This is a genomic window from Rhodococcus sp. 5A-K4 (genome assembly GCF_046097995.1).
In the GTDB taxonomy this organism is placed as follows: Bacteria; Actinomycetota; Actinomycetes; order Mycobacteriales; family Mycobacteriaceae; genus Rhodococcus_F; species Rhodococcus_F erythropolis.
In genome coordinates this window covers 1-13,805 of sequence record NZ_JBJURM010000025.1, presented here as the reverse complement: position 1 = coordinate 13,805, position 13,805 = coordinate 1, and the positions used below count along the sequence as shown (strand labels likewise).

At 61.2% G+C, this 13,805-nt stretch carries 11 protein-coding genes; 6 read left to right on the top strand and 5 right to left on the bottom strand.

Annotated features, from left to right (window positions below):
* Nucleotides 1-86 precede the first annotated feature (86 nt).
* Nucleotides 87-1,619: a GGDEF domain-containing protein gene (locus tag ACKAMS_RS26020; RefSeq protein ID WP_024487787.1), complete on the top strand. Its 1,533-nt coding sequence runs from the start codon at nt 87-89 to the stop codon at nt 1,617-1,619.
* On the opposite strand, the gene ACKAMS_RS26015 is transcribed toward ACKAMS_RS26020, so the two are convergent.
* Together ACKAMS_RS26015 and ACKAMS_RS26010 are read right to left on the bottom strand one after the other, a co-directional pair.
* Nucleotides 1,616-2,368 carry a cyclase family protein gene (locus ACKAMS_RS26015; protein ID WP_189637344.1) on the bottom strand — a complete coding sequence of 251 codons (753 nt, stop codon included), beginning with the start codon at nt 2,366-2,368 and terminating at the stop codon, nt 1,616-1,618. The two genes, ACKAMS_RS26020 and ACKAMS_RS26015, sit on opposite strands and share 4 nt — an antisense overlap.
* A 131-nt stretch (nt 2,369-2,499) precedes the next feature.
* Complete coding sequence (locus ACKAMS_RS26010) at nt 2,500-2,910, bottom strand: TIGR03668 family PPOX class F420-dependent oxidoreductase (RefSeq protein ID WP_021342256.1); 411 nt, start codon at nt 2,908-2,910, stop codon at nt 2,500-2,502.
* Nucleotides 2,911-2,970: 60 nt separating this feature from the next.
* On the opposite strand from ACKAMS_RS26010, the gene ACKAMS_RS26005 reads away from it, so the two are divergent.
* Nucleotides 2,971-3,972: a PHP domain-containing protein gene (locus ACKAMS_RS26005; RefSeq protein ID WP_259121115.1), complete on the top strand. Its 1,002-nt coding sequence runs from the start codon at nt 2,971-2,973 to the stop codon at nt 3,970-3,972.
* A complete protein-coding gene (locus ACKAMS_RS26000) occupies nt 3,957-4,784 on the top strand; it encodes a hypothetical protein (RefSeq protein ID WP_408989777.1) in 828 nt (275 codons plus the stop codon). The genes ACKAMS_RS26005 and ACKAMS_RS26000 overlap by 16 nt, the downstream gene beginning before the upstream one ends.
* Before the next feature lie 163 nt (nt 4,785-4,947).
* On the opposite strand, the gene ACKAMS_RS25995 is transcribed toward ACKAMS_RS26000, so the two are convergent.
* From ACKAMS_RS25995 to ACKAMS_RS25985, 3 genes are all read right to left on the bottom strand, one after another.
* Nucleotides 4,948-6,309, bottom strand: coding sequence for a DUF222 domain-containing protein (locus tag ACKAMS_RS25995; protein WP_408989776.1), 1,362 nt, complete (start codon nt 6,307-6,309; stop codon nt 4,948-4,950).
* A 119-nt stretch (nt 6,310-6,428) separates the two neighbouring features.
* Complete coding sequence (locus tag ACKAMS_RS25990) at nt 6,429-7,340, bottom strand: cation transporter (RefSeq protein ID WP_020909816.1); 912 nt, start codon at nt 7,338-7,340, stop codon at nt 6,429-6,431.
* 72 nt (nt 7,341-7,412) lie between these two features.
* Nucleotides 7,413-8,111, bottom strand: a complete 699-nt coding sequence (locus ACKAMS_RS25985; protein ID WP_069146768.1) for a haloacid dehalogenase type II — start codon at nt 8,109-8,111, stop codon at nt 7,413-7,415.
* Nucleotides 8,112-8,221: 110 nt separating this feature from the next.
* Between ACKAMS_RS25985 and ACKAMS_RS25980 the strand changes: the two genes are divergently transcribed.
* From ACKAMS_RS25980 to ACKAMS_RS25970, 3 genes are all read left to right on the top strand, one after another.
* A complete protein-coding gene (locus ACKAMS_RS25980) occupies nt 8,222-9,559 on the top strand; it encodes an amylo-alpha-1,6-glucosidase (protein ID WP_019746148.1) in 1,338 nt (445 codons plus the stop codon).
* Between the two features lie 107 nt (nt 9,560-9,666).
* Complete coding sequence (locus tag ACKAMS_RS25975) at nt 9,667-10,362, top strand: glycoside hydrolase family 25 protein (RefSeq protein ID WP_370334015.1); 696 nt, start codon at nt 9,667-9,669, stop codon at nt 10,360-10,362.
* A gap of 979 nt (nt 10,363-11,341) precedes the next feature.
* A partial coding sequence (locus ACKAMS_RS25970) for an isopeptide-forming domain-containing fimbrial protein (protein ID WP_408989775.1) occupies nt 11,342-13,805 on the top strand: 2,464 nt, incomplete at its 3' end.

Below are 13,805 nucleotides of genomic sequence, written 5' to 3'. Positions count from 1 at the left end.
CATTCGTCACCACAAACATTCCGGCCGCAACGATGCCGGCTGCAAGACAATCGGTGGTGACGCCTTGAACACCGATGGGCCCTTCGATGACGCAGTTCCGAGCACGACGCACGTGGCTGGTTCTCGGCGTCGTTGTTGCGGTCATCGTCCTCGCCGGATCCGGGCTGCTCAGCCCACGAACCTCGGTTCTGGTGGACGATGTCGCCCAGCTCGTCGGCGGCGCCACTGCGACTGCGGTCTGTTGGTGGACGTCGCGGCGCCATCACGGAGTCGAGCGTCGTTGGCGAACTCTGATGGCTCTCGGTATGGCCGGCTGGACCCTCGGAATGTTCTTCTGGGCGTTCTACCGCTCAGTTCTCCACGTACCACTTCCGTCGCCGTCGATCGCGGACATCGGTTTCTTCATGTTCCCGGTGTTTGCCGTACCGGCGCTTCTGTCGCTGGTACGTGAGTCTCCCCGGCGTGAGGCGATCGGCCCGATCCATCTATGGCTCGTGCTGACGCTCGACGGGCTTGTCGTTGTCGGTGGATTGTTCATCCTCACGTGGACGACCGCCCTGGGTGCCGTCGTTCATACCGGTCCGACAGGGTCTCTCGGGTTTCTTGTCGCGGTGATGTATCCAATCACCGACTTCGTTCTGATCGCGATGGTCTTGCTGATGGTCATCGGACCGAAGGCCGTTGCCGAGATCCGCGAACCGCTGACGTTCCTCGGGTGCGGGTTGGTGATGCTCTCCCTTTCGGACAGTTTGTACGCGTACTTGGTCGCGATCGGCGCCGAGAGTATGCCGACCATCGCCGATGCCGGGTTCATCGCGGGGCCGCCTTTGATCGCCTTGGCGGCGCTGACGAAGCGAACCGAGCCTCGGAACCGCGACGCGCCACAGCAGTGGCGAAGTGATCGGACTCAGTTGCTGCTGCCGTATCTGTTGATCGCGGTGATCGCGACGATCGTGACTGTTCAGGCACTGATCGTCGGCAACCTCGATGCCGTGGTCGTGATACTCGGCGTCGGCGTGCTGGTTCTCGCGCTGGTGCGCCAGATACTCACGCTCCTCGAGAACGACGCGCTCCTCCAACAGATCTCCGCTGCGCAGGACGAGCTCCGGTACCGAGCGCATCACGACCCACTCACCGAGCTCGCCAACCGGGCCGCATTCGACGAACACTTCGCGAGCGCCATCGAGAACTATCGCCTCACGAACTCCGATTGGGTGCTGATGCTTGTCGATCTGGACGACTTCAAACAGGTCAACGATCGTTACGGGCACCCGGCCGGTGACCGGTTGCTGGTTGCCCTCACGGCGCGTCTGCGTGAAGCGGTTCCCGAGAGTGCATTTGTCGCTCGATTCGGCGGCGACGAATTCACGGTGCTTCTGCAGGGCCCGATCGACGACGCCGTCGTCGTAGCCCACCGGATCGTCGACGCGCTCAGTTCTGATCAGACTGCAGACACATCGGTGTCGGTAGGTGCGAGCGTTGGTGTCGCGCAGTTCGAGTTAGCCGACGAGCCGCTGAGTGCACACGCTCTTCTCCGCCGAGCCGATGCGGCGATGTACGAGGCGAAGAGAAGCGGAAAGGGCGCTGTTGTCGTCTACTGCGATCGCCGCGAAGACTAGCGCCGTAAGAGTGCGAAGATCGTTGCCGGTGAACCCGATCCGGCCTTGTTGATCGCGCCACCGACAAGGATGCTCGCCCCGGTGGTTGGCAGGGCGGCAAGATTGTTCAAGTTCTCCAGGCTGATTCGATGCTTGTCGTACAGGAGCGTCGAGACGGGGTAGGTCTCGTCGTTTCCGAGGTCGGGACCGAAGGTGTCGGTTCCCAATGCTCCGCGGGTGCCCAAGCGTCCGGTGTCTATCAGCCACCGCGCCGCGTCCACCGAGAAGCCGGGTTGGTGGGTGACACCCTCGGCATCGGCGTTGGCATATTCTTCGCTACCCCAGCGCGATTCCCAACCGGTCCAGAGAACCACGGCCGCTCCATCGGGGATCTTGCCGTTGCGCGTTTCCCACTCCTGAAGGTCCGCGACCGTGAGCGCATAGTCCGAATCGGCGGCAGCCTTGTCCCGGATGTCGATCTTCACTGCGGGAAGGAAGAGGTCGGCCGGATCGAGTTGGTCGGCTGTGAGTCCACCTTCCTGAAAGTGCGCGGGTGCGCCCCAATGTGTGCCCGTGTGTTCACCCTCCTTGACGTACTGGAGGTAGTAGCCGTCGTCTGCGATGGTTGCCGCTGTGTCGAGAGTGAACGCGGGATCGCCGGGAAAAATCGGCGTGGTCGCGGGGTCGTTCACGTGGGAGAGCGAAACGACTTGCAACAGCTCATCCAACGGGGTTGTTGCGTCTTGGCTGCTTCCGGAACTGCTACCCATGTCGATCACCTGAGGCCCCGCTACCAGCGCCAGGCCTGTGGCTGCGCGCTGAAGTAACTGTCGTCGTTTCATCGATCCCCCGCCAATTTGCCCGAATTGAGAGTGTTGCAATCACTTTCGCTCCTTGAACACTAGGCTGCTGCGGACCATGACGACCACTCCACATCGCGGACGGCTATCACCTGTCCGTGCGGTCGGTGATCTACGTACTGCGGATACTTTGCGGCCAAAGCGTCGATTGCGTTCTCGGACTCCTTGGTGCCGGGGCCGAGGACCTCCGCGCGTCCGTCGACGCGGACCCACCAGAGCGCGGACCAGTTGTCGTCGTAATGATCGACGAGCAGGCTCGCACGCCCTGTCTCGGTGATGTTCCGGAGCCTGCGAAGTGCGGTGGTGGTCTTCGGTTTGTGGTCGACGCAGGAATAGACGGTGTCGCCGACCAAAACGAATACCAGCGGCACGATGTGCGGAACGCCGGCCGCATCTGCCGTTGCCAGGTGAGCCACCCGCGCGGCTTCGAATCGTGCTCTCGGGTCGTCCATATTCACAGCGTAAGGGGATCAAGGCTTGCCGCGAGCCGCTGCTGACGGAACAGTGGTCTCATGGAACCGGATGAAGCGCTTCGGGAGATCGCCTACTGGCTCGAACGATCACGCGCTGAAACGCACCGCGTCAAGGCCTATCGCCGAGCTGCGGAGGTCTTTGCTGGATTGTCCGACGAGCAGAAGGAGTCTCGCCGGAAGGCCGACAGTTGGAAGGCTCTCACCGGCATCGGGCCCAAGACGGCAATGATCATCGCCCAGTCGTACGACGGCGTCCCCGAGTATCTCGAGGAACTGCGGGGGCAGGCCGAGCCCATCGGAGACGGCCCATTGCGCCAAGCGCTGCGCGGCGATCTCCACACACACTCCGACTGGTCCGACGGCGGAAGCCCCATCGAAGAGATGATGCGACGCGCAGCAGCACTCGGCCACGACTACTGCGCCCTCACCGATCATTCGCCTCGCCTCACTGTTGCCAACGGGCTGTCCGCGGAGCGCCTACGTTCTCAACTCGACGTGATAGCCGGGTTGAATGCCGAACTGGCTCCCTTCCGCATCCTCACGGGAATCGAGGTGGACATCCTCGAGGACGGTTCACTCGATCAGGATCCCGATCTACTCGACGAACTCGACATCGTGGTGGCGAGCGTGCACTCGAAGCTGCGGTCCGAACGCGAGGCGATGACCCGCAGAATGCTTGCTGCAGTGCGAAATCCGCGTGTCGATATTCTCGGGCATTGCACCGGGCGTCTTGTCGAGGGTGCTCGCGGAACCCGGCCCGAGTCGCAGTTCGATGCGGAGAAAGTGTTCGAGGCCTGCCGAGAATCAGGGACCGCCGTCGAGATCAACTCCCGACCGGAGCGTCGTGACCCGCCTTCGCGTTTGATCGAGTTGGCCCGCGATCTCGATTGTCTTTTCTCCATCGATACCGACGCCCATGCCCCCGGTCAGCTGGCTTGGCAGGGCTACGGCTGTGACCGGGCCGAAAAGTGCGGCGTCGAAGCGGATCGGGTGATCAATACGTGGACCGCCGAAAATCTTCTGGAGTGGGCGAGCAATTGACGGTCTCGGCACGCGCGCTGCTGTTGGTGCCGTTGGTGGCGTCGCTTTGCCTGGCCACCGCTTGTTCGGCTCCCTTCTGGCGAGATTCGGTGTACTTCACACCTCCTGAGGCTCGGGTGTTCGAGACTGCCGACTGTCTCGGAATTGAAGTCGCATGGGGCCTGTTCGGTGTCGATCTGTACTCGCGTCCGAAACACGAAACAGGGTATCTTCCATCTGATTTCGATCCAGTGGCAGTATTTCGTTGCGAAGTCGGCGAAGACGCCTCCGGAGCGCTGACCGTCGACATGGTTCGACTCGAAGGTGACGTAGCCGCCGTCAAGGATGCATATCGTGTCGACTCCAAACGCTTTCCCGACAATGTCGTTGCGAGTTGTGTCACAAGCGAACTGGTTCCCGTCAAACTGTGGATGGTCAACAGTGCCGGACAAGTGATGTTTCCGGCCTGGCCGTCGAGTCCGTGCGGCTTTCAAGTCGGGCCTCTCGATTCGCTTCGATCTCTGCATGAAGTCGAACGTGTCCGAACTTCGTTGAGTCTTTCTCCGACGATGGCGAATTGCGATCGCTCGTCTGCCCTTCAATTCGACCGGACAGATGCCAGAGAAGTCGACAAGGCGCGCGAGCAGTTCGAGAGAGGCGAAGTCTATGACCCGCTCGACAATGAGCTGGCTACGCCTGTCGCTGATGTTGCAGGACTATCCGTGTGCCGGCATGAATCTCAGACAGCCGTGGACGTTATACGCCTGACCGAAGCGGAGAGTCGAGACGTGGTTTGCCGCCATAGCCGATGCTCCTATAGCTCCGCCTTGTGATCAGATCGCGACAGCGACAGCATCATCAACCCTCCTACGGGTGGACGGTTCGGGCGGTACTCCTGTGAGCGTGGAGTTGGATGGATGTCGCCGTGCCGCCCTTTCCGGCTATCGAAGCACGCCGGAATGGGTCACCGAGGCGTTTGCTCGGTGACCTCCGGGTTCAGACCCGCGTAGTGGAGCGACGGGGTTTCTGGTCGGGGTCGATGCCTGGCGGTGGGATGAACCAGGGCAGGTGATCAGCGCCTACCTGGATTTCCCATTGTCCGGTGAATCCGGGTTTTCGGTGCATCAGGGTGTGGTGGGTTCGGCAGAGCAGGACCAGGTTGTCCATGACGGTTGGTCCTCCTTTGGCCCAGTGTTTGATGTGGTGGGCGTCGGTCCAGGCGGGGACGCAGTCGCAGTCGGGGAAGGCGCATCCTTTGTCGCGGGCGATCAGTGCGGTGCGTTGTGCCGCGGTGACAAGCCTTTTGAGTGGGGTGACGTCGAGTGGGGCACCGTTTTCGTCGAGGAGGACGGCGCCGAGCATGCAGTCGCAGGCGATCATGCGGGTGCGGCCGACGCTCAGTGGTCCCATCCAGGGCATGTGGCCGACATCGAGATCTTGTTTGTCGAGATCCGGCATGCCAAGGTCCAGGGTGTCGAGGTCGTCACTGTCGGACGGGCCAGGTGTTGAGCCATCACCCGTTGTGGCGCATTCACGGTGGTAGGCCAGGTCTTTGGCGTTGATGTGCACGTTCAGGTGCGGGCGTTGGCCGCCGTCGATACCGGTGGCAGCGTTGTCGAGGTAGCGCCGGATGAGCTCTGCCATGGCGTCTGCGTTGCGTGTGGCGGCGGGTCGTTTGTCGGGTGTGCCGTCCTTGGCGGGGGTGGGCATGGAGAGGCTGGAGAGGGCGGAGAGAAGCATCTCACCGGTCACTCCGTCGAAATCGCCTCGCACGGCCACTCTTCCGTTGAGGGTCGGGGAGATGCGCAGTTCGTTCCGATCGGTATCTTCGCTTGGCGGTATGTCGTCGGATTCGAACATGTGCTCGAGGACGCTGATGGCGTAGCGCAGTTTGACGGTGGTTGCTTCGACGCCGGATGCTGCCGCGAGGAGTGTGTCGCAGCAGTACGGAAGCGCGGCGTCGGGCATTGTTTTGGGTGGGGATTCGCAGAACGCCACGATCAGTGCCGCGTGCTCGAAAGTGAGGTCGCCGGAGTCGAATTGGTCTTCGATCTCGGGGAATGACCGTAGGGCTTTTCCCAGGGCTGCGATTCTTCTGCCGGTGGAGATTTGCAGCATGGTGTGGTTCGCGAGCCATTGTCCGGTGCCGCGGTAGCAGAGTACTTGTTCGTCCGGGTTCAACGTCAGGGTGTCGACGGCGGCCACTCGAATGGCTTCCAGGCGAAGGATTTCCGCTGACGCGGTGATGGCGATCTCGCGGACGTCGCTGGGGTGCAGCCGCCACAATCGTCCGCGCACACCCACAGCGGAGCTGTTGACCACGGCAGTGACAGCGTCGTCGATGGTGTCGATCGTCATGAGAACCCCCCGTTCCACCTTCCATCATACTCGAACATACTTTCGAGTCAAGGACGTTTTCGAGAAGGTGAGGTGGGCCCGGCCGTCGCGATTCTATTGTTCGAGAGGAGATTCCGCCTCTAGAGCATCAGCGCCGGATCTGTGGTCAGTTCGATGTTGAGCCATGGTTCGTAGGGGAGATCGGCGAGGCTGTTGGCGAACGAGCGTCGAACTGCGTCTTCACCGTCGATGTCCCAGCTGTGTGGCGCGACCATGAACGTCGCTTCGATATACAGCTTGCGACCCACCTTGCTCATGGTGAGAGTCGGTTCGTCCAAGCCGAATTCGTCGCGGACGGCGGTGATGGCCTCGTGCACGCGGGCCTGAACGATTTCGCCGGGAGCACCTTCGAGGAGTTCGATCAGTGCGGTTCGCAGAAGTGCGTACGGTTGCGGGACTAACAACGCGCAGCCGAGGAGGACCAAGACGGAGTCGACATATCGGTCGGCGTCGGAGAAATCTGTGCGGCCCAGGATCATTGCGACGACAGCACCGACTGCGACCAGCGCGCTGAAGGCAGCCGACGCTCCCCATTGCCTGGCTTCGGCGACGAGCAGATCAGATGTGCGGTCGACTTGTCCGACGTATCGCCAGATGATGATCGACACCACTGCGCTGACAGCGCCGTATGCCACCAGAGACCCCGCGGTGACGTCGGCTCCGCCCGCGAGGATGACACGAACTGCCTCGACTGCGGCGTAGGCGAGCGTCGCCAGTAGTGCCATGCCCTGGACAGCGATGACTACCGGGATCAATGCCTCCTTGCCGAAGGGGAAGCGTGCGGTGGGGCCCGAGTCGGCTATCCGCGAGACCCGCAGCGACAGCGCCGTCAACACCATTCCGATGAGGGCGTACACACCGTCGAGCAGGATCACCTGGGACTGCGAGATCCAGCCCCAGAATGCGGCGAGCACAGCCAACGCCGTTGCGACCACGAGGGAGTACCGCAGGGCCTTGCGTTCGCGGGTAGCGCTGTCTTCCTTGGTGCCCATGAAATCCAAACCGCCTGTCCGTTTCGATATTCCTTCACGTAGGAATACCAGCAACGACGCGCAGGCACGGCATCAGTGGACCAATTGTGCTGCCAGATCCAGAAAGTCCTCGGCGTTGATGTCGAACTCGTCGGAGAATGACACATCGGGATTGCCCCTGGCTCCGAATTCGAGTGGTCGGGCTATGAAGGCTGTGCGGAACCCGAGAGCTTTGGCCGCCCGGATGTCATATTTGTGGCTGGCAACCATCATGATCTCGGCCGGGTCGAACCCGAGGTATCGAGCAGCCAGGTGGTAGATCTTCGGATCTGGTTTGAAGACACCGGCCATTTCGGCGGTGAAGACGGCATGCCATGGCAGATTTCCGTGCCGGGAGATGCTGACTGCGGCATTCACATCGGCGTTGGACAAGGCAGCGATTGTGTACTGCTGGCGCAGGGTTGTCAGGCCTGCGACGGTGTCCGGCCACGGGTCCAGGAATTTCCAGGCGGTGGTGAGTTCTTCCTGTTCGGCATCGGAAAGTTCGATGCTCTCGCGGGCCAACAGCTTGCGCAGAGCCTCGCGGTACACCGAATGTACTGTCACCCATTCGCCTGTGGAGTCGTCGGCCTCGGAGGTGTTCGCGAAGTACTCAGCGCGCCAGAGATTGACGAATCTTGGCCAGTCGACGTCGGCGTCGGTGATCCGACGGGCCTCTCGGCACAGGGTGCTGTGAAAATCGGTCGCTGTGCCCTGGACGTCGAACAGCAGTGCTTTGATCTTCTCGCGCACAAGCCCTCCACCTCGAGATCGCCTGACGGTGTTGCCACATTATCGCGGTTGCGGCGCCCGATTCGTGCTCGATGAGCGCAAAGGCGCCGCGCGTCGCAAAATAGACATCTATGGCCGACCGCGGATTTACCCCGACTCAGCTCGCCGCCCGAGCTGCCTACCTGCTGCGCGGAAACGACCTGGGCACGATGACCAGCGCTGCCCCGAAGCTGTATCCCCACATGTGGAGCTGGGACGCCGCGTTCGTCGCGGTAGGTTTGGCGCCGCTCAGCGTCGAACGGGCGGTAGTAGAGCTCGATACCTTGCTCTCGGCTCAGTGGAAGAACGGAATGATTCCGCACATCGTGTTCGCGAACGGTGTCGACGGCTACTTCCCCGGCCCGACGCGTTGGGATGTCAATGCGTTGGCAGCTCATGCTCCTTTGGGTACCGCTACATCGGGAATCACTCAACCCCCCGTTCACGCGATTGCGGTGCAGCGGATTCTCGATCATTCGCGTCGGCACGGACGTACGACGCGTGCGGTCGCGGAAGAGTTCCTCGACCGGCGCTGGAGCGATCTGGTTCGGTGGCACCGCTGGTTGGCGGAGGCCCGCGATCTCGACGGCAACGGCCGCATCGCGCTCTATCACGGGTGGGAATCGGGGATGGACAATTCTCCGCGATGGGATCTGGCGTACGCGAATGTTGTTGCGGGACAAGTGCCTGCGTATCAGCGCGCTGATCTCGCTGTGGTGACCGACTTGTCTCAGCGACCCACGGATCACGAATACGACCGCTACCTTTGGCTTCTCGAAGAGATGAAGGCCGTGAGGTACGAGGATTCTCAACTCGCCACTGCCATGAGTTTTGCCGTGGAGGACGTGTTTGTCAGTGCGGTTTTCTCGATGGCATGTGATGTTTTGGCAACTATCGGTGAGGAGCATTCGCGACCAAACTCCGACGTCCGTGATCTGCGCGGTTGGGCAGATCGATTCCGGCAGGGCGTAATTGCCACCACCGATGAACGATCGGGTGCAGCAAAGGATTTCGATCTTCGCACCGGACGATGGGTTCATACCGAGACCATCGCGATGTTTGCGCCGTTGCTGTGTGGCGGCCTGAGCCGCGATGCCGAGCGCGCTCTGTTGCGTACTTTCGAGGGGCCCAAATTCTGTGGTCACCCGGACATGCGATTTGCCGTCCCACCGTCGACGTCTCCGGTTTCCGGCGATTTCCGTCCTCGGGAGTATTGGCGCGGCCCGGTGTGGCCGGTGATCACGTGGTTGTTCTCGTGGGCGTTCGCGCGTCGGGGGTGGGCCGAGCGATCGCACGTCTTGCGTTCGGAGGGGTTGCGGCAGGCCAGTGACGGCAGTTTTGCCGAATACTACGAGCCTTTCACCGGTGAGCCGCTAGGCAGTATGCAACAGTCGTGGACCGCGGCGGCCGTTCTCGATTGGCTCGGTTGAGTGAACATTCCCTGAATTAGCGGACGAAACGGACTAGTCGACCTTACTCTCGGGAAATGGTCGAGCGACGGATCGTCAGGACACTGGGCAAGCTCACCCCGATCGCGATGGCAGCTGCCATCGCGATCACGGCACCTGGCCTCGCAGCTGCCGACGCTCCCCGCGGCCCGGACGTCTCGTCGTGGCAGCACGTGGACGGAACCGGAATCGACTGGTTCCAGGTCAAGGCGTCAGGGCACGAGTTCGCGATGGTCAAGGCCACCGAGTCGCTCAACTACGTCAATCCGTACTTCATCCAGGATTGCCTGGTCATGCGGGCTGCCGGCGTCTCGCGCGGGGCCTACCACTACGCAGATGTTCGCCAGTCCCCCGAAGCCCAGGCTGCCTTCTATTCGGCGATCGTCCTGGGTATCAACGGACCTGGTGACCTGCCGCCCGTCCTGGATCTCGAGGACGCGAAGGGACTGCCCGCCGGTCAGGTCATCGACTGGACTCATCGCTACCTGAATACAGTCCAGGCACTTACCGGGCGGCAGCCAATCATTTACACGTACCCCAACTTCTGGCGTACCCAGATGGCCAACACCACCGAGTTCAACCACTACCCGCTGTGGATCGCCGATTACAACGGGCAGAACGCACCGGGCCCGCTGCCCGGTGGTTGGTCCAACTGGACCTTCTGGCAGTACACCAGCACCGGACGCATCCCCGGGATCACCGGAAATACCGATATCAACGTTTACAGCGGGGCGCAGGGCGATTTCGATCGCTACGCCAACAGTGTGGGGTTCGGCAGCAGCTAGTTTGCGGCGGGGGCCCTTGGCTCCGTGGTGCCCGGTTCGGGCCCTTTCGCCCTCGATGCATTTGCCTCGAGGCACGCGGAAGGGCCCTTTTTGGCACTCTTGTGACGCTTGGCTGGTTAGTCCGGTTGTTGCTCGTCAGTTACGAGAATTCTGCCGAGTGGTAGCCACGGTCGCTGAACTTTCGACTAGCTGAGCAGGATCAGAAAATAGCTATGGCAGAAAATGAGCAGGACTGCTCCAACCGAAAAGCTACAAAACGGACTTGAAGTTGGGTCTGGATCGAAGGCGCCGACCCGGTTTCGGTCGAAGATGGCGCCTCGCAATCCAATTATCGGAGCGCCGGAGTGCTTCGTTACCGGCAGCCGTCGCCGGGTGCGGTCTGGACCAATTCGATAAATTTCTACGTGCTTGCACGGGCGATTGGACTCCATTCAGTACGGAGTTTCCGTTCATGGTTCGAGGGGCTGTGGCGCATCCAACAGGCCTTATCCATATTGGGCATTTGTCCAGATTCCTGGTCGCCTCGAAGTTGGTCGTCACCCGATCTGGTCAGCGGAAACGCTGAATGCCATCGCGTCCGGCGCAGTGCCGTGCGCCGAGGGCTGAATTGTCCGCTTGAACAACGCTGCTCCTCGAAGCTTGTCCGATCTACGAACAAAAACGTCGATCGGTCTGCTTTGTCTGACTTTCGATGGGCAAGCTCCCGGTTATCTGTTATCTTGAACCAGATAACTGGAAGGTTGCTCTCGATTTGCACGGATTTCGAGGGCCAAGGTCCTGTTCAGGGCGGCTCTTCCAACACGCAGGTGTTTCCGAAGAGGAGCTCGAATGACAGGACCGGCAACAGCGTCCGGTGTGAGGTCGATCAGCCGAAAACAGGCGGATCGACCCGAACCAACCGATCAATCGGGAGTTCGCGCCAGCGCTCTCGCATCTCCGTCCACCGAACATCGATCAGGCACATCCTGGGGAGTAAGAAATGCCTAACGACATACCGCCGACAAGGTCGGCCTTATTCACCGCAGGGCTCCCGCCCTGGGTGCGAGCGTGGACGGTGGTGTGGACCGCCATCGCGATGATTCTCGGCCTCTCCGGCGCGACGGCAGTAGCTGCATCAGCGCAGCCGGCCGCGACGCTCGGCGGTCCCGTTCAGGCTCAGACGCCGGCTCGTGCTGCTGTCCTGCCGGACGAACAGCCCGCAAAGGGCTGTGCCTTCAGCGCCCCTAACACTGGCCCTTTCTCGCAGAACATCTGTTGGATCGACATGTCGGCGCTCAACGAAGCCGCGGCCACATCCGCGGCCGGGCAGTCGATGGAAATCCAGCTCACCGAGGGCTACAAGATCAACTTCAAGGCTTTCCTCACCGACTCGGTAGCAGGAAAGACGCATCAGGGGGTCGAAGCGAAGGCACTCCCCACGTTGAGTTACTCAGCGCTGGGAACGTCCGCCTACACGGGTGTGCCGTCGACGATCAAGCCCGCGATCTACCAGAAGTCCTCCGTGAATGGACAATCCGGCGGGACGGTGTCGCTCAAGAACATCGTGATGACCGGGCCCAATGGCACGGTGTACAACTACGGTCTCGTAGCAGCCGATGCCGAGTCGACTGACGCAAACACATCAACCGACAAAGAGTTCCTCACCTTCAATTCGGACAAGCCGCTGCGACAAATCGCGCGCACAGTTGGTGTTGACGAACCTGGCTATCCCGGAATTCGCGCTTGTGACGGTGGGCTGACGGCTATGCCCGCCACCACCGTCCGATGCGATTCTTGGAACCTGGTCAACAACCAGGAGTATTCGCCGGGCACTTTGGTTGTTGCATCGACCGCTCCAACCAACTTCGCGGCGACGTTCGGTAATACCGTTCTGGCGACCTCTCGTCAGGGTCTGGCTTTCGGTGTCCTGCTCTCGAAGGTCAAGATCGACAAGGACCTCACGCGCGTCACCCCCGGTGACGATTTCACTATCGGCATGAGCACCGGCCACCACGCAAACGCGGGTGCTGCTGCAGCGACCGAGATCAAGAGCACCACGACCGGCGCTACAGATACGACGGCATCGACTGGCTGGCGTACGCTCCTCGCAGATACGACACCTACTCCTGTCACGTTCTGGGAGAAGCCAACTACCTCGGCGACCAAGACCGCGAACTATGCGACGTCATGGGATTGCCAGGTAAACGGTGTGACCCAGGCGCTCAGGGTCGGGGACGTTGCGCAGGCAGCACTCACACCGGGCGACAACGTGTACTGCAAGGTCAAGAACACTCCGGTTCTCGTGAAGAAGTCGTCGTCACCACCTACCGGTGAGACGGTCAATATCGGCCAAACAATCACCTACACTCTGAATTTCGAGAATCCCGGCACTGCGCCGGCAACGATCGACTACACGGACTTCCTTGCCGACGTCATTGATGACGGAACGGTTGCGGTCGGTGCTGCTACAGGCGGACTCACCGCTGCATTGGACGGCGCCGACAAAATCAAAGTCGGCGGCACATTGCCAGCCGGCGGCAAAGGGACTGTCACCTACACCGTCACGGTCAAAGACGGTGGCAACAAAGTCCTGAACAACTACCTCGTTCCGGGGACAACAACTCCTCCCACAACATGCGATCCTGCAACCAATCTCTGCACGACGCATCCCATGCCCGGGTTCACGGTCGCGAAGACCGCTGTGCCCGCGACAGGTTCGACGGTTCAGGCCGGCGATACCATTACGTACACGGTCACCGGTGCTAACACCGGCAAGACGGCCCTGACTCCCGCGACGATCAAAGACGATCTGAGTGCGGTTCTCAACAATGCTGCTGTCGTTCCGGGCTCGCTGAAGGCGACCGTCGACGGTGCTGCTGTCGCTGCTCCGACCCTGTCGGGCAGCATTTTGTCGTGGTCCGCCAATCTCCAGGCTGGTAAGTCTGTTGTTCTGACCTACCAGGTGAAGGTCAATGCCGGCGTTGCCGCGGGCACGGTTCTGAACAACAAGGTCACCGGTACTGCGAAGCCACCCACCGGTCCGGACATCACTCCTCCTACGGTGGAGACGAATCACTCGGTTCCCGGCTTCAAACTGGAGAAGACTGCTGATCCGATTTCCGGTTCGACGGTTCAGGCGGGCGAGTCGATCAAGTACACCGTCACCGGAACCAACACCGGTAAGACGAAGCTCGATCCGGTAAAGATCAACGATGATCTGGGTGCGGTTCTCAATAACGCCGCTGTCGTTCCCGGTTCGCTGAAGGCGACCGTCGACGGTGCTCCTGCCGCTGATCCGACTCTGTCGGGCACCACCCTTTCGTGGACTGGTTTTCTCGAAGCCGGTAAGTCCGTCGTTCTCACCTATGAGGTGAAGGTCAACGACGGCGTTGCCGCGGGCACAGTCTTGAACAACAAGGTCACCGGTACTGCGAAGCCGCCGACCGGTCCGGAGATCACTCCTC

Excerpts from the sequence above, each read along its gene's own strand:
- ACKAMS_RS25990 (WP_020909816.1), bottom strand. The coding sequence starts at position 7,340 with ATGGGCACCAAGGAAGACAGCGCTACCCGCGAACGCAAGGCCCTGCGG.
- ACKAMS_RS26005 (WP_259121115.1), top strand. The coding sequence starts at position 2,971 with ATGGAACCGGATGAAGCGCTTCGGGAGATCGCCTACTGGCTCGAACGA.
- ACKAMS_RS25995 (WP_408989776.1), bottom strand. The coding sequence starts at position 6,309 with ATGACGATCGACACCATCGACGACGCTGTCACTGCCGTGGTCAACAGC.
- ACKAMS_RS25980 (WP_019746148.1), top strand. The coding sequence starts at position 8,222 with ATGGCCGACCGCGGATTTACCCCGACTCAGCTCGCCGCCCGAGCTGCC.
- ACKAMS_RS25975 (WP_370334015.1), top strand. The coding sequence starts at position 9,667 with ATGGCAGCTGCCATCGCGATCACGGCACCTGGCCTCGCAGCTGCCGAC.
- ACKAMS_RS26020 (WP_024487787.1), top strand. The coding sequence starts at position 87 with ATGACGCAGTTCCGAGCACGACGCACGTGGCTGGTTCTCGGCGTCGTT.
- ACKAMS_RS26015 (WP_189637344.1), bottom strand. The coding sequence starts at position 2,368 with ATGGGTAGCAGTTCCGGAAGCAGCCAAGACGCAACAACCCCGTTGGAT.
- ACKAMS_RS26010 (WP_021342256.1), bottom strand. The coding sequence starts at position 2,910 with ATGGACGACCCGAGAGCACGATTCGAAGCCGCGCGGGTGGCTCACCTG.